General features: G+C 49.3%; 21 protein-coding genes and 1 other annotated feature. Of the genes, 3 read left to right on the top strand and 18 right to left on the bottom strand.

The annotated features are described in order from the left end of the window. Positions 1–86: 86 nt before the first annotated feature. Entirely contained in the window at positions 87–452 is a 366-nt protein-coding gene (locus AC1VOR_RS09430; RefSeq protein ID WP_482617368.1) for a hypothetical protein, read from the bottom strand. Positions 453–548: 96 nt separating this feature from the next. Between AC1VOR_RS09430 and AC1VOR_RS09425 the strand changes: the two genes are divergently transcribed. Then, positions 549–1,406 carry a polysaccharide deacetylase family protein gene (locus AC1VOR_RS09425; RefSeq protein ID WP_482617367.1) on the top strand — a complete coding sequence of 286 codons (858 nt, stop codon included), beginning with the start codon at positions 549–551 and terminating at the stop codon, positions 1,404–1,406. Between the two features lies 1 nt (position 1,407). Here the strand turns inward: AC1VOR_RS09425 and AC1VOR_RS09420 are convergent, their stop codons facing one another. Together AC1VOR_RS09420 and AC1VOR_RS09415 are read right to left on the bottom strand one after the other, a co-directional pair. Further along, a complete protein-coding gene (locus AC1VOR_RS09420; RefSeq protein ID WP_482617366.1) occupies positions 1,408–1,746 on the bottom strand; it encodes a hypothetical protein in 339 nt (112 codons plus the stop codon). After that, positions 1,743–2,336 carry a CPBP family intramembrane glutamic endopeptidase gene (locus AC1VOR_RS09415; RefSeq protein WP_482617365.1) on the bottom strand — a complete coding sequence of 198 codons (594 nt, stop codon included), beginning with the start codon at positions 2,334–2,336 and terminating at the stop codon, positions 1,743–1,745. Before AC1VOR_RS09415 ends, AC1VOR_RS09420 begins: the two co-directional genes overlap by 4 nt. A 74-nt stretch (positions 2,337–2,410) precedes the next feature. Between AC1VOR_RS09415 and AC1VOR_RS09410 the strand changes: the two genes are divergently transcribed. Together AC1VOR_RS09410 and serA are read left to right on the top strand one after the other, a co-directional pair. Next, entirely contained in the window at positions 2,411–3,334 is a 924-nt protein-coding gene (locus AC1VOR_RS09410; protein ID WP_482617364.1) for a hypothetical protein, read from the top strand. A gap of 141 nt (positions 3,335–3,475) precedes the next feature. After that, positions 3,476–3,702, top strand: a binding site (T-box leader). 211 nt (positions 3,703–3,913) lie between these two features. Continuing rightward, positions 3,914–5,503, top strand: a complete 1,590-nt coding sequence (serA, locus tag AC1VOR_RS09405; protein WP_482617363.1) for a phosphoglycerate dehydrogenase — start codon at positions 3,914–3,916, stop codon at positions 5,501–5,503. 146 nt (positions 5,504–5,649) lie between these two features. Here the strand turns inward: serA and AC1VOR_RS09400 are convergent, their stop codons facing one another. The 15 genes from AC1VOR_RS09400 to AC1VOR_RS09330 form a co-directional block, all read right to left on the bottom strand. Next, positions 5,650–7,092: an ATP-binding protein gene (locus tag AC1VOR_RS09400; RefSeq protein ID WP_482617362.1), complete on the bottom strand. Its 1,443-nt coding sequence runs from the start codon at positions 7,090–7,092 to the stop codon at positions 5,650–5,652. Between the two features lies 1 nt (position 7,093). Then, complete coding sequence (locus AC1VOR_RS09395) at positions 7,094–7,810, bottom strand: response regulator transcription factor (protein ID WP_059052459.1); 717 nt, start codon at positions 7,808–7,810, stop codon at positions 7,094–7,096. A gap of 66 nt (positions 7,811–7,876) precedes the next feature. Beyond that, the gene (ccsA, locus tag AC1VOR_RS09390; protein WP_482617361.1) at positions 7,877–9,142 is read right to left on the bottom strand and encodes a cytochrome c biogenesis protein CcsA; all 1,266 of its coding nucleotides are present in this window, start codon (positions 9,140–9,142) and stop codon (positions 7,877–7,879) included. Then, a complete protein-coding gene (gene resB / locus AC1VOR_RS09385; RefSeq protein WP_482617360.1) occupies positions 9,139–10,809 on the bottom strand; it encodes a cytochrome c biogenesis protein ResB in 1,671 nt (556 codons plus the stop codon). The genes ccsA and resB overlap by 4 nt, the downstream gene beginning before the upstream one ends. A gap of 22 nt (positions 10,810–10,831) precedes the next feature. Then, positions 10,832–11,359 (bottom strand): peroxiredoxin family protein, encoded by a 528-nt coding sequence (locus tag AC1VOR_RS09380; RefSeq protein WP_059052453.1) that lies wholly within the window; start codon positions 11,357–11,359, stop codon positions 10,832–10,834. 221 nt (positions 11,360–11,580) lie between these two features. Then, positions 11,581–12,495, bottom strand: coding sequence for a pseudouridine synthase (locus AC1VOR_RS09375; protein WP_482617359.1), 915 nt, complete (start codon positions 12,493–12,495; stop codon positions 11,581–11,583). 133 nt (positions 12,496–12,628) lie between these two features. Further along, the gene (locus AC1VOR_RS09370; RefSeq protein WP_482617358.1) at positions 12,629–13,162 is read right to left on the bottom strand and encodes a spore maturation protein; all 534 of its coding nucleotides are present in this window, start codon (positions 13,160–13,162) and stop codon (positions 12,629–12,631) included. Between the two features lie 7 nt (positions 13,163–13,169). Beyond that, the gene (locus tag AC1VOR_RS09365) at positions 13,170–13,799 is read right to left on the bottom strand and encodes a nucleoside recognition domain-containing protein (protein ID WP_482617357.1); all 630 of its coding nucleotides are present in this window, start codon (positions 13,797–13,799) and stop codon (positions 13,170–13,172) included. A 50-nt stretch (positions 13,800–13,849) separates the two neighbouring features. Next, on the bottom strand, positions 13,850–15,049 hold the full coding sequence (locus AC1VOR_RS09360) for a D-alanyl-D-alanine carboxypeptidase family protein (RefSeq protein ID WP_482617356.1): 1,200 nt from the start codon (positions 15,047–15,049) through the stop codon (positions 13,850–13,852). A gap of 133 nt (positions 15,050–15,182) precedes the next feature. Continuing rightward, a complete protein-coding gene (gene ytfJ, locus AC1VOR_RS09355) occupies positions 15,183–15,656 on the bottom strand; it encodes a GerW family sporulation protein (protein WP_482617355.1) in 474 nt (157 codons plus the stop codon). Continuing rightward, positions 15,629–16,312: a DUF2953 domain-containing protein gene (locus AC1VOR_RS09350; protein WP_482617354.1), complete on the bottom strand. Its 684-nt coding sequence runs from the start codon at positions 16,310–16,312 to the stop codon at positions 15,629–15,631. The genes ytfJ and AC1VOR_RS09350 overlap by 28 nt, the downstream gene beginning before the upstream one ends. Before the next feature lie 130 nt (positions 16,313–16,442). Then, on the bottom strand, positions 16,443–17,087 hold the full coding sequence (scpB, locus tag AC1VOR_RS09345) for an SMC-Scp complex subunit ScpB (RefSeq protein ID WP_482617353.1): 645 nt from the start codon (positions 17,085–17,087) through the stop codon (positions 16,443–16,445). After that, on the bottom strand, positions 17,056–17,871 hold the full coding sequence (locus AC1VOR_RS09340) for a segregation and condensation protein A (protein ID WP_059052439.1): 816 nt from the start codon (positions 17,869–17,871) through the stop codon (positions 17,056–17,058). Before AC1VOR_RS09340 ends, scpB begins: the two co-directional genes overlap by 32 nt. 139 nt (positions 17,872–18,010) lie before the next feature. Then, entirely contained in the window at positions 18,011–18,478 is a 468-nt protein-coding gene (ribH, locus tag AC1VOR_RS09335) for a 6,7-dimethyl-8-ribityllumazine synthase (protein WP_059052437.1), read from the bottom strand. 42 nt (positions 18,479–18,520) lie between these two features. Further along, positions 18,521–19,759 (bottom strand): bifunctional 3,4-dihydroxy-2-butanone-4-phosphate synthase/GTP cyclohydrolase II, encoded by a 1,239-nt coding sequence (locus AC1VOR_RS09330; RefSeq protein WP_482617352.1) that lies wholly within the window; start codon positions 19,757–19,759, stop codon positions 18,521–18,523. Positions 19,760–19,804 lie beyond the last annotated feature (45 nt).

Here is a 19,804-nt window from a genome sequence, read left to right as displayed (position 1 = left end):
GTAAATAAAATAGACAGAAAAGAATCATTTTCCACTGCCCTGAAGGGAGTAAAAAATGATTCTGATCCTCGTCTTTTTGTACCCGTTTACAGACCGGGAATTACGGTATGAGTTTCCTTGAGAATCGCTTCAACCTCGCGCCGCACATTGGCATCGCTCTTAATGAACTGAAGCAGTTGCTTCATATCGTATTCCTTCGAATGATGCGAGTCCGCTGTGGAGCCTGGACTGGGATACACCCGGGCATTTTCAGCCCCACCCGATGCCAAATGTTGATCCGTCTTAGCGGTATCCGTCGCACATCCATTGCTTTTGGCCGAGGATAGTCCGGCAAATTTCAGCATACTACCGGCTCCCCCCATGGCCGACATTAACCCCCGCTTCCTTTTGGAAGCCCACATTGTCGCAAAAGCACCTACCAGCACACCGCCTAAAAATGAGGAAGATTTCACGCAAACGCCCTCCTTGGATATGTTAAAATCATCTGTAGTGTTCACCTCTTGCAGCAAACTCATGCGGCATAAATACAGGAAAGCGAGTTGACCCCATTGTTGTACAAAAAGCTTTTGCTTATGATTACCTTTGGCCTGGTTCTTGCTTCGTGCAGCCAGCCCGTTGCCCCCACAGGGCAAACTACACCTGAACTGCCAGCGCCAGCTTCCACCCAAGCTAACCAGGAAGCAACGGATACAATCCCTTCTGTTAACCCTCAGGAGGAGAACTCAGACAACGCCAATATAGAGGAGGCTCCGCCGGAACTGTTGTACCATATTAATAAAGCCTACCGCGTAGTCCCTAATGAGGAGATTACCAACAAGCAAGTTGTGCTGCTAACCTTCGATGACGGCCCCAAAGAGAAGGAAATGATCGATGGTCTGATCGATACACTGGACAAGCATGAGGCCAAAGCCATTTTCTTCGTCAATGGTTACCGGGTGAAGGAGCATCCTGAATTGCTTCACCTGATTACGGAACGCAACCAAATCATCGGGAATCATAGTTGGGACCATATTGACTTGAAGAAATCAAGCAACGAAGAGATGCGCAAGCAAATTGAAGACGTTCAAGCGATTGTAAAAGAGACGACCGGCGAAGCTCCCCGCTTCTTCCGCCCGCCCTTCGGGTCCGGCAACACCATGACCCATCAGATCGCAGAGGACAACGACCTGATCTATATGACCTGGTCCAACGGTTCGCTGGACTGGGATAGCAAGAATAAAAATAAACCGGATGCAGTGATCGCAAATGTTCTGGAGCAACTACATGACGGTAGTAACATTCTGATGCATGAGCTCCCCTGGACAGTGGATGCGCTGGATGAATTGTTGACCAGACTTGAGCAGAAGGGCTATGAGTTCGTTGATCCACGCAGCATTGGTCCTGCCCCATCTGAAGGGGATTCCTGAATCAAAGCCCGTACTTGTCGCCCCACGGAGAGTCGCTGACTCCCCACCATAATAAATAAATTAGAATGATGACAAAAATGTACAATAGCGAGTTGTAAAACCAACGTGTCCACTTAAGCCGCTGCGAAGGGAACAATTCCTTTCGCGTCGGCATTTTCTCTACATCCATAACCTCAGGTTCAAACTCTTCCAAATCTGGCAAATGAGCCGCCAAAGGTTCAACCCTCTCTTCACTACTCACTATAGTGCGGGAACGGGAAGACTTTGACCTGCTACCTCGCTGCGTCTTCGTTCTATTACGCTGACCATATCGGTCCATTCGACTTAATCGTTCGTTCATGACTCCCTCCGAAACTTAATCACTAAACCCGACACCAAATCAATGAGGAAATGACATAAAATAGGTGCCCACAACGTGCCTGTATGTATATAAATGAAACCCAATCCATAGCTACTGGCAAATACCCACGCGGTTGGAAGCCAATGCTTCAGGTAACGGACATGGATGACAGCAAACAGGATACTTGTCCAGTAAGGCCCAATACCATGCTGGATCGCTCCTCTAAACAACAACTCCTCGCAAATAGCAACTATGGCTGCGATCACCACGATATGCCAAATCGGTCTTCCACGAAATAACATCTCATTAATTCCGCCATCATCCATACTATCTTCAGAGCCAAAGTGTGACAATATCATGTCGGCTCCGAACATAATGACAGCCAAACCGGCACCCCAATACAAAAAGTTCACATTTTCGGGCCAATTTAACAGAGAAACAGGGTTTCTCTTCTGAAAAAACAAAATGATTAGACCGATAAATAGAGTAAGTCCTTGTGTCAGATACAAATTAATCAGTAGCATACGGTCGTTAAGCTGACTCGGGTCGACTTTTTTTATTTTTATGTCCCTTAGATTGAATTTTTTCATAGTTTTTGTCAAACCCTGTCCTTTATTATTATTCTAGCTCATGCAAATACAAATAAAAATAGTAAGGAGCATAAATGATGATCCGAAAAAGCAACTCCAAATTTGAAATGATGTTTGTCCTCGGCTTTTTGTTAACGCTTATTATCTCATTCGGTACTTTTTACTTCGGTCTTAATATCGGAATTGAGAAGACGGAAGCCCGGTACGCTTACCTTAAGGAAATTCCGCCCGGACAGGAGACCGCATTATCTTATCAGCAACAAGACCTGGTCACTTTCTACTACGTCGTGTTCCAGCCTTATCAACAGTTTAAAGAAGACTATCTTGCCCTGGTTGATGAAATGGCCCGCAGCAATTCGAACGCCGTTGCCAGTGATGCCATCAAGCAAATTAGCGAGAATGCCAGCACACAATATGCTCAAATCGCCGGACAGTACATCAGTGACTCATCGCCACTGTTAAAGCAAGCGCAAACCGATTACTTAAAAAGCTTGAAACTGTTTGAAGAAGGAACGAGTCAGGTCAAATCTGCCGTCAAAGGCAAAAAAGGCAACGAGTTGATTGAAGCCCTGGCCGCGGATGAGTTCACTAGCAATGCACAAAGCTTTGGTCTGCAAGCACAGCAGAAGTATTACTCCTCTATCCTGAAGTGGACGGCAAAGACTAATCAAGAAATTCCGGATAATCTGGTATACAAGGACACCCTCACTATTAAGGAATGGTCTCAGTACCCCCTTGCAGTGAAGAATAAAATAGTCACCGATATGATGACTAATGAGAAGATTTATGCCTCTTATCTACCGCAAGACTTAACCGTGAAGATCGATCAAATGATCGACAGCAGCAAAGCCGAGACTCTTCAGCTCAAATCTGTCGCTTCCATTGTGAAAGTTCTCACAGAAACCCAAGCTGTGAAGGAACAAGAGTTCGTAAAATGGAGAACGGCTTACTATGCTTCCGAGTCACTCCCTCAGCTTCCGTTCTTTACTGGGGAATAAGTAGAATCATAACTAAAATTTAAGGCGGATTCAAGCGCAGCCCGTGGGGTCAACTCGGCACAGCGCGGATTCCGCCTTTTTTTGCAGGTGGGTGTTGACACCTTGCCGGGGCCGTGTTACATTATGACAAATTACATCCAATGAAACACGTTGAAGGAAACAATGCATTCGAGGAACTCCCAGAGAGCCGGTGGTGCTGCAAACCGGTAGTGAAACGAATGTCTTTAGCGCTCCTGAGTAGCTGCGTTGAACTTGTAGTAGGCGCAGTCGGTGAACTCCGTTATCGTTCTGTCAGCAATGACAATGAGGCTGCCCCTGCAAAGGCGCAGTGAATTAGGGTGGTACCACGAACAACTCTCGTCCCTTACTACGCAAGTAGTGTGCGGATTGAGGGTTTTTTTGCATCCTTTTTTAGCCGCTCCGCCTATCAAGGGAAGTTAATACGTCTCTCGTTCTACCTTTGTCCTTTGATGCAGTATAACGGTAATTGAACACAGTGCTAATGCTTTCTAAGAGAGTTTTGTACGTAGAACTCTCAAGAAGCCTTGCTATACAAAACTTTTAGGAGGGTCAAGAATCATGTTTAAAGTGTTAGTATCGGATCCAATCAGCGATTTGGGAATTCAACAGTTAATGGATGCAGCGGACGTTGAGGTAGAGAAAAAGACAGGGCTTAGTGAGGATGAGCTGGTAGCCATCATTCCGCAATACGATGGGCTTCTCGTCCGTAGTCAAACGAAAGTAACCGAGAAAATCATGGAAGCTGCGACCCGCTTGAAAGTGATCGGCCGTGCTGGCGTTGGGGTCGACAACATTAATCTGGAGGCGGCAACCAGCCGCGGGATCATTGTTATCAACGCGCCGGATGGCAACACCATCACTACCTGCGAGCATGCTTTTGCCATGATGATGGCCCTGGCTCGCCATATTCCCCAAGCTTATGCCAAAACAATCAAAGGCGAATGGGACCGTAAGTTCCTCGGTGTGGAGCTGCGGAACAAAACGCTGGGCGTGCTGGGCATGGGCCGAATCGGAAGCGAGGTAGCCAAACGGGCTAAAGCCTTCGGCATGGATATTCTCGGTTATGATCCGTTCCTGACCGAAGATCGCGCCGAGAAGCTGGGCGTCAAGCTGGCGACCGTTGAGGATATCGTTAAGAATGCCGACTTTATGACCGTTCATACACCGCTTACGCCAGAAACCAAGCATATGATCGCTCGTCCTCAATTCGAGATTATGAAGAAAGGTATGCGCATCATTAACTGTGCCCGGGGTGGCGTCGTTGATGAGATGGCGTTAATCGAAGCGATTGACCAAGGCATTGTAGCCGGGGCTGCCTTTGACGTATTCGAGAAGGAACCGCCAGAAGCCGACCACCCGTTCCTGAACCATCCGAAGATTATCGTTACTCCGCATCTGGGAGCTTCTACCGTAGAAGCCCAGGAGAACGTAGCCATCGATGTATCCGAGCAAGTGCTGCATATTCTGCGCGATGAGCCGTTCAAGAATGCCGTGAATATGCCTCCGGTTGCCGCAAGCGTGATGAGCAAGCTACAACCTTACTTCGAGCTAGGCGAGAAGATTGGCGTATTCCTGACTCAATTGAACAACCAGGCTGTCAAAGAAATCCACGTTGACTATGCTGGAGATCTGGCAGAGGTTGATACTCAACCACTGACCCGCTACATTATCAAGGGCGTGTTATCCCGTCACTTCGGCAATGACGTCAACATCGTCAATTCCATGCACTTGGCTAAAGTTCGGGATATCAATATCGTGGTGTCCAAGGCGGTAGCCACCAAAGGCTTCACCAACCTGATCACCGTGACACTCAAAGCTCAAAACGGTACTGAACGGCGTACCGCGGGAACGCTGCTCAACGGGTATGGTGCACGAATTGTACAGATCGACAAATTCTCCGTAGACGTAGCTCCAGAAGGTCATCTTATCTTCATCTCCCATAACGACAAACCGGGAATTATTGGTAACGTGGGAACCTTGCTTGGCAAGAATGACGTCAATATCGCTTCCATGCAAGTGGGACGTAAACTCGTTGGCGGTGAAGCTATCATGGTCCTCACCGTGGACAAAGACGTTCCGAAGGAAGTCCTGGATGAGTTAACCCGTCTGGCTGAGCTCAACAAAGCATTGCCTATTACTTTTATCTAAGAAACTAATGTTCTCCTGATTACTGAACAAGCCGCCGGAATTCCCGGCGGCTTGTTCTAATATCAAGAATTGTTCCACGGTGAACAAGATTTATCTGCGGCATTCAACAAAAAAACATCCTTCACGCGAAGGATGCTGGCTTGTTTTTACGTAGTTTGTTGCATTTCGACAGGTAATCTAAATTGAAAGGTTGTTCCCTGCCCCATCTCGCTATCGGCCTTAATGGTCCCATGATGAGCATCCACAATATTCTTCACAATGGACAAGCCAAGTCCCGTTCCGCTATTCCCACCACGTACACGAGCCTTGTCGGCCTTGTAGAACCGCTCGAAGATAAAGGGAAGGTCATCTCCCGGAATACCTACGCCATTGTCCTGTACAGCCACGTGAAGCTCCCTGGCCCCCTGCTCTGTTCGCTGTATCACAGCGCTGAACACGACTTCACCGTTCTCAGGGGTATGTCTGAGCGCATTATCCAGCAGGTTCGTCAACACCTGCTCCAGACGGTCCTCATCGGCCTGCACCACAAGATCTTCAGATCCCAGCTCCAGCTTAAGCTCCACGCCGCTCTCCTTGGCCCGCACCTGAAATTTACGATAAACCCGTTCAGCCAGCTCACGGAAATCCACTGGATGCATGGTCATATCCGTATGCCCTGCTTCCATTCGGGCCAAATCCAGCAAATCCCGAACAAGACGACTCATTCTGAGTGATTCCTCGTGAATGACCTGGGCCAGCTCAGCGCTTTCCTCCGGCGAGGAGGCCATACCATCCAGCAGCGCTTCACTATACCCCTGCATCATCGAGAGTGGTGTACGAATCTCGTGGGATACATTAGCTACAAAGTCGCGGCGCATCTTCTCAAGACGAACTTCCTCCGTAACGTCGCGTAATACCGCAACCGCTCCACGGATCTCCCCATCCGAAGCTAAAGGAGCCATATGAACCGACCACACGCCCTTCATAACGTGGACGTTCATCTTCTGGTCCCCCTCCTGCTCCAGGACACGACGAAACATCGGTAGCAGCGGCTGAAGCACAGATTGGCCTTCTCCTGTGGCAACGGCCTGCTCATCCGCTTGCTCCTCAGGAAGGTTGCCCCACATCTGCATAATTTGATCCCCTGGAGGATTTGTCAATATGACATATCCCTCTCGGTCCAGCGTAATTACCGCATCATTCATGCTGCGTAGCACGCTTGCCAGATGCTCCTTCTCATGCTTCAAGCTGCGAATGGTATTCTCAAGCTCTGCTGCCATATGGTTGAACGCAATCGCCAGCTCGCCAATCTCATCGCTGGTCCGAAGAGACACACGGGTATCATACTTACCTTTGCGTATGGCATCCGTTGCCTTAATGAGCCGCTGCATCGGCTGCGTAATCTTGGTAAACAGAAACAGAGCAAAGAAAGTCGTAAGAGAGAAGCCTATCATGGCAACAATCACGAACAGCCGTTTGACAGCTCCCGAATTTGTAAAATTCGTATCGATATACGGCAACAGGAACAAGCCCATCAGCATCATAACGCAAGCTACCAGACAAATGATCGTAATCCATAGCTTACCGACAAGCGTTCTCCAAAAGTTCACGTTACTTCGCTACCTCCAGCTTGTAGCCCACGCCCCAAACGGTCGTAATCATGGCCGCTGATTCGGGAGATACTTTATTCAGCTTCTCACGCAAGCGTTTCACATGAGTATCCACCGTCCGCAAATCACCGAAAAATTCATAGTTCCATACGTCCTTCAGCAGCTCTTCCCGGGAAAACACCTTATCCGGCGATACAGCCAAATAATGCAGCAGTTCGTACTCCTTCGGTGTCAAGCTAACCTCCTGACCACTTGCCGTAACCCGGTGAGCATCATGCTCGATGACGAGATGGGGAAATACGATATTGTTACTGGTCCCACTTTCCTTGGACAGGTACGCAGTGGCCGAGGCACGCCGCATAATAGCCTTGACCCGGTAAATGACTTCCCGCGGGCTGAACGGCTTCACGACGTAATCATCCGCTCCGACTTCAAAGCCCTGAACCCGGTTGATCTCCTCTCCCTTGGCCGTCAGCATCAGCACCGGCGTTGACTTGACCTGTCTGAGACGATTGCAGACCTCTACGCCATCAATTCCCGGCAGCATGACGTCAAGCAGAATCAATCCATAATCCCCGGCAGTCGCTTTTTTCAAAGCTGTCTCACCGTCTTCCGCTTCATCGATTTCGTATCCTTCTTTTTCCAAGTACATCTTCAGCAGCCGGCGAATCCTCTCCTCATCATCGACGACCAGAATACGGTTTGCATGATCTGACATATAACAACAACCCCTTCATCATCTTACCCAAAGCACTTGAGCAGTCCATATGGTTTTGTGATTCTGTTAATCAGTACCCGCGTAGGAATGTAGACCGGCAATAATCAGGTTTACCCCCACGAGCGTAAACATAACGACCAGAAATCCCAAGACGGCAAGCCAGGAGGCTTGTCGACCCTGAAATCCCCGGGATAAGCGAAGATGCAGGTATGCACTATAGAAGAGCCATGTAATCAATGCCCATACCTCTTTCGGGTCCCAACCCCAGAACCGCCCCCAGGCCTGCTGGGCCCAGATCATCGCGAACACCAGCGCCCCGAGAGTAAAGATCGGAAAGCCAATGGCTATCGCCCGGTAGCTGATCTCATCAAGATCATCGGGATCGATTCCGCGCAGCACCGGAGATAATGCCTTGCCTAATGGCTTGCGAACCATTAGTCGAAGCAGCAAATAAAGCACGATACCTGTTAGTATTGCCCAAATGACCGTATTCAGTTTACGTCCCGCATTTTGCCCGTTCATCCATGATGGGGCTTCGAACAAAGGCTGCGAAATTCCCAAAAAAGGCTGTATCTCCGCAGGTTTGCTGTCATGTGGACCTACGATCGGCGGAAGCTTATAAACTTCTTTATCCTCTATTGTACTATCTTGATCTACTTGGCTGTCAATCACTGTCTGATTTTGTATGAAAATAGCTTCATATCCGGCTGCCCGAAAAGCAAAAACGGAAACAATAAAGCCCACTACTATAATAATAGAAAAAAGCGTAAATTCAACCCATCTTTTTTGCCTGCGGCCTGACCGGTCTTTAGCTCCAAAGTCGACGGACCGCAGCAAATACATCAATCCGGCAATAAAGCCCACTGCGAAGAAGGCTTCCCCTGCCGCAGCAAGGGTGACGTGAATGTATAGCCAGATTGAACGAAGGGAAGGAATCAGCGGTTGCACGTCCTGTGGAAACACAGCGGCATACGCCATAATCATAATCGCCAGAGGCAAAGCGAACATCCCGAGCAAAATTTTGCGATAGATGAGAAATACAATCGTAAAAGCAATCATAATCATCATCGATAAGAAGGTCATAAACTCGTACATGTTGCTAACAGGTACATGGCCGCTATAGGCCCATCGCGTGCCACAGTAAACCAGATGAGACAGCAACCCAAGCGAGGATACAGCAAAAGAGATGCGCCCCCATTTCCGTTCATGACGGTACGGGTCGCGACCTCGCCACGTTCTTCCCGTCACGGCAACCACATATAAGATGAAAGCAGCGCAGTATAGCAAAAAGGCAGTCATAAAAGCAGTTCTGCTAATTTCCAAGAAATTCATGGACGTTTCCCCCTGTTTTCCAAAGACTTCTCATCCGCTTCCACGCCCATAGCAGCCAGAAATGAAGCTACCTCTCGGCGCATGCCAAACCAATTCTTGGCGGTATGTCCCCCTAGCGTTAGCTTTCCGTCATCCACCCGCAGCCATATCCGGCGATGCTGCCAATAGAAGCCAAGAATCAAGCCCAGCATCACAATGCCAAGCCCCAACCATACAAACGGCATCGCCCGATCAATCCGGATGTTCAAGTAACTTGATGAGGCTATAAAATCCACATCCTCCATCCCTTGTACATCCAGTGTAACGATCGCTTCTTGACCGCTTAACTGCCGATTGATGGCATCTTGTTGAAAACGTTCCTTGTCGATTTGCTTGGGAAAGTACAAATACTGTACACCCTCTGCGGGTAATTCCGGACCTTGAATCAGAAATAAGAAGGCAGGTGCATTGGGCTGCCCGGAAAGTGAAACCGGCTGACCCTGTTCATTCAAGGAGAAATCCATATATTTGTTATGAAGTGTTAACTTATATGGTCCTGCTTCATATTCACGCTGTGGATTCTGCATGTCCAGCTTGAATTTACCGTAAGACTCCCCAGTCTTGGTATTAACCACCGCTGGTTGAACCGCTCTAAGCTTGGGCGTTAGATCAAAATCAAACTGATACGCCTTAAGCCCTTCATACACCAGGGGATTGTTCACCTGGATGGGATGACGCGCTACCTCTTCAAGCTGCGGTTCTTTGGAGGGGTCCTGGCAGTCGGCTACGCACTTATACAAGATGGCCTTCGTTTCATACAGCTTCGGAACAATCTTTCCTGTCTGCTTGAAGTCCTCGGACATTTCATCCTCAGTATAGTATTCCACCGTAAATTGCTCATTTTCCAGGTAATAGTCCGTGCCCGGAATTCGCGTAGCTTCCCCTTCAGGGAACCAATGGTGTTCGTCCATATGAAGTCCCGGAAATCCCCGGAACAAGACGGCCAGCAAAAATATAATCAGTCCGATGTGGATGACGTAAGGCCCCCAGCGACTGAAACGCTGCTTCTCCGCCAGCAGAGCATTTCCGTCTGTATGAACACGGTAGTGCCGCTTGCGCAAGGGTTCAACAGCCTGCTGCACGAAGTGTTCACCATCTAGCTCTATATCCCCTTGATAGACCACCTTTTGCCTTGTCAGGAACTCCATATGCTTGCGTATCTTTTGTTTTGAAAGCGCTTTGTATAATGGCAACACCCGGTCCAGACTGCAAATGACCAGAGAGGCCCCGATCATAACCAGTAGCAGAATAAACCACCAGGATTCATAGGTATGAGACAAACCAAGCCGATAATAAATCTCCCCGATAGTGCCATATTTGTCTTTATAAAAGGTAGAAGGATCAAACCGGACAAAATTGCTCTCCTGCTCGAAAATCGTCCCGAACATCGCACCGATCAGCGTAATGATAATTAAATAGACCGCAACCTTGACCGAAGAGAAGAAATTCCAAATGCGGTCGATGATATTGGGATTCACTCGTTGCGATCTGCGGGCAACCCCGTCATAGCGCATTTCCAGCAAATCCCCGGCGGTATCTTCCTCTAGCAGTGGCTTGCCACAGGCTTCGCAAAGGACGGTGCCTACCCGATTCTGATGGCCGCACTCGCACTTCGTATTCTCAATCAACGTCCGCTTCCTCCTCCCGCGCTCAAGGATTCACCAGTTGCCTGATTTGATCATCTAACGTGTCCAGGTTAAGCTCGCCTTGATGTATAGAGGATATCTTCCCGTTCCTGCCCACAAAAAAAGTCGTTGGCATCGGCACAATGCCGTAATCACGCGTAACGGTATTATCGGAATCATAGAGAATCGGGAAGCTCACGCCTGTCTGCCTGACGAAGCTCTCGACCGTTACCGGGTCTTCGCCCGTATTGATGCCAAGCACCACCACGCCTTGATCGCGCCACTTCTCCCACTGAGCTTGCAAAGCTGGCATTTCCTTAACACAATAAACACACCAGGTTGCCCAGAAATTGAGCACTACCACCTGATCCTTGTAATCTTTCAAGCTATGTACTTCTCCGTCCAAGCCTAGCAGCTTGAAGGCCGGCGGTGTCCCGCCTTGCACCGGCTTCTGTGCTTCGCCACCGAATACTGCTGTGCCAATAGCATATCCTCCCAGCACAACAATGAGCAGTAAGACAACAATCTGGATCGGCCTTCTCGCCTTCCCCATAGTCCTCTCCCTTTCCACGACAATTGTCATAAGTGTTGAACAAATCGTGAACACTCTATGAACATTATAACGAAATGCGCGCTCATTTCAGCCAGAATAAATGTGAATATTATGTGACATCCATAATTGACGGTCCAGCAAGGAAGACGCCGCAGGTTTACGGCGTCCTTCCAATAGCTATTAAAGCCGGACACATCATACATGGTGGAGCTTAGCGGATATTAACGTTTCTTGGGTGTGGATCGTCTCGTTTTTGCAGGTCTATTTGAAGGGCCTGGTTTTCTCGGTTTGAGGGGTCTCCCCGATTTATCCACCTTCGTCTCGTTTGTTGTCTTTCTTGCTGGTTTTGCTGGTTTTGCTGGCTTGTCGGTCGAAGTTACCGGATTCGTAACCGTAACGGGTCTCGCTGGTCTTGGCACACCCGCCAGTTTATAGAAGCTTTCAATTTCATCCTTGGTCAGATGTCGATACAAACCTCTCTTCAAATTACCTAAGAACAGTTCGCCAAAGGAGATTCGTTTCAACTTGATCACAGGGTGGGAAATAGCCTCAAACATCCGGCGTACCTGACGGTTTCTGCCCTCATGAATCGTAATGGTGATCGTTGAGGATTTCCCGTCGCTATCGAGATCGTGATATTCTACTTCTGCCGGTGCCGTCATCCCGTCCTCCAGCATAATTCCTTGCTTCAGCTTGTCCAGAGCTGTGCCATGCGGCACACCCTTGACAGTAGCCAGATAGGTCTTGGGTACATGGTGCTTGGGATGGGTCAACAAATGGGCAAATTCCCCATCATTCGTGAGCAATAGCAGTCCTTCCGTATCGTAATCAAGCCGGCCTACCGGATATACGCGTTCGTTAATTCCATTTAGATAGTCGGTGACAATTTTTCTGCCCTGTGGATCGGATGCACTTGTGATTACTCCCTTAGGCTTGTTGAAGACGAGATAAAGCTTCTTCTCCACGCCGACGGTCTTCCCGTCCACCGTAATCGTATCCACAGCAGGATCGGCTTTCGTGCCCAGTGTGGTCACAGTCTCACCATTCACCTGCACCTTACCGCTTAATATCAGTTCTTCGCATTTGCGGCGAGAAGCAACTCCTGCGCCAGCTAAAATTTTCTGCAATCTTTCCATATTCAATAAGTCACCTCATAAACATGATACCTAGCCGCAAGCAAAATCACAATAGCCACAGGATGCCAATATAAAAACCGCCCCTGGCAGCGTGGGTGCAAGGGGCGGCTCTTCTTAGGATGCCGAGCTGAATTTAACCGAACAGGAGCAAGCAAACGGCAAGGGCAGCAATAAAACCAATCACATCAGAGAACAAGCCAACCTTTAAGGCATAACGTCCATTGCGAATGCCTACGGCCCCAAAATAAACGGTGAGTACATACAGCGTTGTATCTGTACTGCCCTGGATGGTGGAAGCCATCCGGCCAATCATGGAATCAGGGCCGTAGGTCTTGATCAAATCTGTTGTGAAGGCCAGCGATCCCGTTCCGGTCAAAGGTCGAAGGAAGCCTAGTGGCAGCACCTCCGCCGGGATATGTAGAGCCGCCAGAAACGGCGTCATCCATCCTACAAGAAAATCAAGGGCTCCAGAGGCGCGAAATACGCTAATGGCTACCATCATGCCAACCAGATGCGGAATAATGCCGATAGCCGTTGAGAAGCCATCCTTGGCTCCGTCCACAAATGATTCATAGACCGGGACCTTTTTAAAATACGCATATAGAGGAATGAAGGCGATCATCACCGGTACGGCCCAAGCCGATATCACATTGATCCAGTCCAGCACGTTCCCCTCACCTCTTTAGCGAAAAAGTTGGCGGTATTGTTCGCTGTGGTGGCGTACGGTAGCTACTCCGTGCACGATACCACCGGTCCGCCATGATGGCTGCTGCGGTGGCGATAGCCGTCGCCAGTAATGTAGAGCCTACGATTTCAGCCGGATTGGCGGACCCGAAGTTGATGCGGATGGCAATTAATGTAGTTGGGATGAGCGTAATGCTCGCCGTATTCAAGGCCAGAAGCGTACACATCGCCGGAGAAGCAGTCGTCTTGTCGGGATTGAGCTCTTGCAGCTCTTGCATGGCCCTAATTCCCATAGGCGTCGCAGCGTTGCCCAATCCTAACAGGTTGGCGCTCATGTTCGACAGAATATACCCCATGGCTGGATGATCCTTAGGCACATCCGGGAACAAATAAGCAACGACCGGCCCAAGCCAGCGGGAAATGGTCTGAACCAGGCCCGACTCCTCAGCGAGCCGCATGATGCCAAGCCAGAACACCAGCACGCTGATCAAGCCGAAGCATACCGTTACCCCCGTTGCAGCCCCCTCAAAGGCTGCTTGAGTGACCGTACTGATATCCCCCTTGATCGCGGCAAAACCGAATCCGATTAATATCAGTGCGAGCCATATTTTATTGACCATTTCTGTTCCCCCTCCCTTACCCTCACCTTGGCCAATTGCTCTTCTCTCTCCTATGCACCAAGCAACAGGGATCGCAGCACCTTCTGCACCGAGCTTGGCCAGATGCCGCTGTCCAGAATATCAAGGCTCCCTCCCATTGTGGCTAGGGCGCTCCCGTCTTGCTCTCCTCGCCTATCCACACCAGGCTGGTAGTTCTTCTGCTCATAAATGGGCACCGAGCCGATAAGCTGTTCATTTAAGGTGATCGAGATTTCCCCGCGATAGCCGAAGGATGCCGTCCGGCTCTCCTTCAGCTTCAATCTCTTCTCCACATGAACAACTTCCTCTGGAGCTAACGCATATTGAAAGGCAGCGCCTGTCACCAATCCACCTTGTACCTGCTGCCCTTCCTTAATGATTGTGGCCAGCGGATAGTTGGCAAAGCCAAAATCCAACAGCTTCCGATGATCATTCCAATCATCTCCATCGTTCAGTGTGACCACAACAAGCTGCTGCCCGCCTCGGGAAGCGGAACTTACGAGACAACGCTTGGCGATCTTCGTGTAGCCTGTCTTGACCCCGTCGGCCCCCTCGTAAAAACGCAGCATTTTATTTTTGTTAAGCCATTTGTAGTCCCAGGGATCATTGGGGTTAGGTGCCGTCTTGTCCGGGGTGCGCACAATTTCCTTGAAATATGGATTTTTCAGAGCGTAAGCGGTCAGCTTGGCCAAATCATTGGCCGACGAGTAATGACCCTTGGCATCCAGCCCATGAGGGTTTTGAAACTGCGTGTTGGCCAGTCCCAGCAGCCTGGCTTTCTCATTCATTAGGTGGACAAAGCCTTCCTCCGAACCGCCAACATGCTCCGCAATCGCCGAAGCCGCATCATTGCCAGAGCGAAGCATCAGGCCATACAGCATGTTTTCCAGGCTCATCTCTTCCCCTAAATGCAAATAGATGGAGGAGCCTTCTTTGGCATAAGCATTTTTGCCTACCTTGACTATGTCAGATAGCTTGCCATGCTCAATAGCTACAATAGCAGTCATAATCTTCGTCAGACTGGCGATAGGCAGCTGCTCGTCCCCTTTCACATGAAAGATCAAGCGCTCCGAGGTCACATCGATGACGGCTGCAGCTTGAGCATGAATAGATGGCGGAACAGGGGCAGCTTGTACGGCTTGTGGCAGCCACAGCAACGACAAGATCAATAGGCCGACAGTTGCGCGACGGAATGCACGCAGAATGCCAGATGGTTGTCTATTATAGGTCATAAGTAAATTCCTCCGGTAGAGTACAGGCTTCTTATATAACTTATATGCGGTGGCAAAAGGGAGTATGTCCCACTCAAAAAAGACCCCTCCCGGTCAACCGGAAGGGATCGGTACATATACCTAAGCAGATCGGTTAAATGATCGGCCCTGACGGCTCGCCCGGCTCATGATCTACGGACGAGGCTACATGCACATGATGTTCGCCCGGGAACATGGACTGGATTCTGTCGATGACCCCAGGAACAGCATCGATAATTTTCTCTACGAGATGGGTCTGATTGTCCAGAGGTACGATGTGTACGCCCGGCTTGCCGACAACAAGGAACGCAATCGGATTAATTGAGACCCCGCCGCCACTACCACCACCGAAAGGTCTGGATGCACGGTGTTCCTCTGTAGACGAGCCAGAGGTATGCTTCTCATGTCCATCATCAATGTTAAAATCGCTACCGCCGGCAGCAAATCCGAAGCCCACACGGCTGATCGGTAAAATAACACTACCGTCCGGCGTTTCCACCGGTTCGCCAACAATGGTGTTGACGTCAACCATATCCTTGATGTTCTCCATAGCCGTTTGCATTAGCCCTTGAATAGGATGGTCAGCCATTTCTTCACTCCTCCCTTCACTTTTAACACGCGAACTCCAAGCAATAGTCCAGCATATATAGCATAACCGCAGCGAATTTGCGCTATGCAACGGACTTCCGTGGAAAATAACGGCGCACGGTCAAACACGGGAACAACAAATAGCTTGGGGCGTTGCTTTAACGAAATATAGCAGGTTAGCCAACCAATCAGAGTGGCCTTGACGCCCCATAAAGCCCCGGTCAAGGTAGCCGTATGGGCTGCGTCCTGCAAGCCAATATTGGTAGACCATTCCAGCTTGTGAAAGGTAATATGCCTCAGCGTAGTCTTGATCCAAACGCGAAAGCCTTTGGTCGCCTCAAGCACCCGCTGAACCTCATCCATCCATTTCTCTACTTTCTCCCGGTTCACCTTCGGTTTGGTGCTCGAAGAATCTTGCTGCAAAATATTCTCCGGACGATCCCGCTCGATCTGCAGGCCTTCCTTCCAATTTTTGAGCCGAATGGAGGGAACCTGATAATGGATATGGACAAGTCCGTACAACAAGTAAATATCGAACAGAATCAGGTCGTCCCGGTTCTGCTTCCTCATCGTCAAATGAATCGTAATGGTAGACAGCAAAATCAAAGCAGCCAGAATCAGCAGCAGGATCAGGATGCCTCCGAGCCAAATCCACACGGGAAAGCCCTCCATCCCTATCAGATAAAATGCTCCCGTATAGTATGGCTTGCCAAATAGGAAAAAATGCAAAAAACTGCCTCATTCTACTGACCGAACGGTCAGACAGAAGCGAGACAGCTTAACGAATTCAATTTTCAATTTTCACCAATTCCTCTGGCAACGGCTGAGTTTCCTCATCAACATCATCGAACGTTAGCTGCTGCTCCTCCAGCTTCTGGAAGAGCAATTGAGTCTCTTCTTCGAGCTGATCCGTACTCTCATAGTCAGCCAAATCAGGTAAATCCTTGAGCCCGGCCAGCCCGAAATAATCAAGAAAAGCCTTGGTGGTTCCGTACAGAATGGGCCGACCAATTGCTTCAGCACGGCCAACCTCCTCAATCAAATCCTTATTGACCAGGGAATGAATGGCGCGTTCTGATTTGACCCCGCGAATCTCTTCAATCTCTACCCGGGTAATCGGCTGGCGATAAGCCACGATGGACAAGGTCTCAAGTGCTGCTTGGGATAAGGAGGATCTGGATGGTGAGTAAGCCAATCGTTCAAAATAAGGCGCATGATCCGGCAACGTAGCTAGCTGATAATGACCGGCAATCTGTACAATTTGCAATCCCCGACCGGTCCGTTTGAAGGAGTTCTTCATATCCAGCAGTGCATCTGTAATTACGTCCTGACGTTGCTCCGTGACTTCAGCCAATTGTTTAAGACTTAAGCCCTCCTCTCCGGCCAGAAACAAGAGCCCCTCAATAATCGATTTCAATTCCTTGAAATTCATCAGTCTTTCCTTCCCCTCTCCACTCCATAACAATATCGTCAAACAGCTTGTTCTGGAAGCAAACAATCTGTTTCATCTTCATTAGCTCCAGCACGGCCAAGAAAGTAACGACGATCTCATGCCGATACATCTGCGGATGTAGCAGCTTGGAGAACAACAGTCTGCCGCCCTTACCTGATTGCTCCAGCGCCGAGACAACATCTTTGATCCGGTCCTTGACCGATATTTCGTCGCGATGAATGCGTGCTACCGTGTTACGCTTGGATGCCCTACGCAATGCCTTCTGAAATACTGCGATCAAATCGCCCGCATGCAGCCCCTTCACCGGATTCTCCTGTACCTCCGGCATAAATGGCGTTAAATCGTCAGGCTCCTTGGAGAAGATTAAGCTCCGTTCCCATTCGCGTTCATGAAGATGCTCGGCGATGCCTTTATATTTGCGATATTCAATCAGCTTGCGAATGAGCTCGTCCCTCGGGTCCTCCTCATCCTCCAGCAAATAATCGAATTCATTGTCGAGTTCAATGACAGGTGGCTTGGGCAGCAATTGTTTGCTCTTGATGGACAGCAGCGTTGCTGCCATGACCAGAAATTCGCTGGTCACCTCCAGCTCAAGCTCCTGCATGTCATGCAAATATTCGAGATACTGGTCCGTGATCTCACTGATGGAGATCTCATTGATATTAATCTCCGCTTTATCAATAAGATGCAATAATAAATCAAGCGGGCCCTCGAAGGTTTCCAGCTTGTACGTTACTGTCGTCAATGAACATCCTCCACCCATAGCCAAACATATATGTAACTAATTTTACCTTAAAAAACGGAGTTGCAAAAGATGCGATTCTTTACTCCTTTACCCACTGAGCTCATTTACTCAAAAAAAATGTAGTGCCCTGAAATCGGACACTACATTCAAGTAAGCATTATTTCAGTTGATTCGTCAAGTTGGCCATTTCAATCGCCGCCATCGCTGCGTCCCAACCTTTGTTACCGGCTTTGGTGCCGGCGCGTTCAATCGCCTGCTCGATGTTCTCGGTAGTTACTACGCCGAAGATGGTTGGCACGCCAGTCTTCAAGCCTACCGCAGCCACGCCCTTGGCAACTTCGTTGCAGACATAATCATAATGGGTCGTTGAACCACGAATGACTGTGCCTAGAGTAATGACCGCATCGTATTTACCACTCTCGGCCAATTTTTGCGCTGCGAACGGAATTTCAAAAGCCCCCGGAACCCATGCTACATTAATCTCCTCTTCCTTCGCCCCATGACGCTTCAGAGCATCCAGAGCACCGGACAGTAATTTGCTGGTAATAAATTCGTTAAATCTTCCTACAACAATTGCATAATTTAATCCTTCGGATACTAAATGTCCCTCAAATACGTTTGCCATCTCTCATCATACCTTTCTGTATATAAAATAATAATTAAGCTACTAAATTTGGGAAGACTCGTCTTGCTCCAGATCATCGAATTGAAGCAAATGGCCCATCTTGGCTTGCTTTGTATGCAGGTACTTGGTGTTATCTTCGTTTTCCTTCATTTGAATCGGCACGCGTTCAACAACTTCCAGGCCGTAGCCCTCCAAGCCTTTGATTTTGCGCGGGTTATTGGTCATCAAACGAATCTGGCGAACACCCAGATCCTTCAATATCTGCGCCCCGATGCCATATTCACGTAAATCCGCGGGGAAGCCGAGCTTGAGGTTGGCATCCACCGTGTCTAATCCCTGCTCCTGCAGCTTGTAAGCTCGCAGTTTATTGATCAGCCCGATGCCTCGACCCTCTTGTCTCATATACAGCAGTATCCCCCTGCCAGCCTCTTCAATTTGACGCAAGGCGGCTTCGAATTGAGGACCACAGTCGCAACGGTGGGAGTGGAACACATCCCCGGTCAGGCACTCCGAATGCACCCGTACCAGCACCGGCTCGTCACCGCTAATGTCGCCTTTAACCAAGGCCAGATGCTCCTTCGTATCCACATCATTCGTATAAGCTACTGCACGGAATTCACCGTAATCGGTTGGCATACGAACCTCAACCTCACGGTTCACCAGCTTTTCCTTCTCGTTCCGATAATGAATCATATCCTTGACACTGATCAGCTTCAGGTCGAATGTCTTGGCAAGCTCGACCAAATCCGGCAAGCGGGCCATGGTTCCGTCTTCCTTAACCACTTCGCAGATCACTCCGGCAGGGTAAGCTCCACACATGCGGGCCAAATCTACAGCCGCTTCGGTATGACCAGCGCGCCGCAGCACGCCACCCTTCTTGGCAATCAGCGGGAACATATGCCCTGGACGTCGGAAATCTGACGGCTTGGCTTTGGGGTCCATGATGGCTTGCACCGTCAAGGAACGCTCATAGGCCGATATCCCCGTGGTTGTATCCTTATGGTCAATGGATACGGTAAAGGCCGTGCCATGATTGTCCGTGTTCTGAGCTACCATCGGCTGCAAGTCCAGTTCCTCTGCCCGTTCGGACGTAATCGGAAGGCATACCAGACCCCGCCCTTGTGTAATCATGAAATTAATAACCTCAGGCGTCGCCTTTTCAGCTAACGCAATAAAATCTCCTTCGTTCTCCCGATCCTCATCGTCCACAACGATGATAACCTTGCCCCGCATCAGATCATAAATCGCTTCTTCAACGCGGTCCAATTTAATATCGCTCATGGCGGTCCCCTCCTATATTTTCATAAGTGAGATGAACGCTAGTCG

The organism is Paenibacillus sp. 1SOY10 (assembly GCF_056836745.1).
The sequence above is the reverse complement of the archived record's forward strand: the minus strand, read 5'-3'. Positions and strand labels throughout refer to the sequence as shown.

Coding starts and splice junctions, on each gene's coding strand:
- AC1VOR_RS09420 (WP_482617366.1), bottom strand. CDS start 1,746: ATGAACGAACGATTAAGTCGAATGGACCGATATGGTCAGCGTAATAGA.
- AC1VOR_RS09415 (WP_482617365.1), bottom strand. CDS start 2,336: ATGAAAAAATTCAATCTAAGGGACATAAAAATAAAAAAAGTCGACCCG.
- AC1VOR_RS09410 (WP_482617364.1), top strand. CDS start 2,411: ATGATGATCCGAAAAAGCAACTCCAAATTTGAAATGATGTTTGTCCTC.
- serA (WP_482617363.1), top strand. CDS start 3,914: ATGTTTAAAGTGTTAGTATCGGATCCAATCAGCGATTTGGGAATTCAA.
- AC1VOR_RS09395 (WP_059052459.1), bottom strand. CDS start 7,810: ATGTCAGATCATGCAAACCGTATTCTGGTCGTCGATGATGAGGAGAGG.
- ccsA (WP_482617361.1), bottom strand. CDS start 9,142: ATGAATTTCTTGGAAATTAGCAGAACTGCTTTTATGACTGCCTTTTTG.
- AC1VOR_RS09380 (WP_059052453.1), bottom strand. CDS start 11,359: ATGGGGAAGGCGAGAAGGCCGATCCAGATTGTTGTCTTACTGCTCATT.
- AC1VOR_RS09375 (WP_482617359.1), bottom strand. CDS start 12,495: ATGGAAAGATTGCAGAAAATTTTAGCTGGCGCAGGAGTTGCTTCTCGC.
- AC1VOR_RS09365 (WP_482617357.1), bottom strand. CDS start 13,799: ATGGTCAATAAAATATGGCTCGCACTGATATTAATCGGATTCGGTTTT.
- AC1VOR_RS09360 (WP_482617356.1), bottom strand. CDS start 15,049: ATGACCTATAATAGACAACCATCTGGCATTCTGCGTGCATTCCGTCGC.
- ytfJ (WP_482617355.1), bottom strand. CDS start 15,656: ATGGCTGACCATCCTATTCAAGGGCTAATGCAAACGGCTATGGAGAAC.
- scpB (WP_482617353.1), bottom strand. CDS start 17,087: ATGAATTTCAAGGAATTGAAATCGATTATTGAGGGGCTCTTGTTTCTG.
- AC1VOR_RS09340 (WP_059052439.1), bottom strand. CDS start 17,871: ATGGGTGGAGGATGTTCATTGACGACAGTAACGTACAAGCTGGAAACC.
- ribH (WP_059052437.1), bottom strand. CDS start 18,478: ATGGCAAACGTATTTGAGGGACATTTAGTATCCGAAGGATTAAATTAT.
- AC1VOR_RS09330 (WP_482617352.1), bottom strand. CDS start 19,759: ATGAGCGATATTAAATTGGACCGCGTTGAAGAAGCGATTTATGATCTG.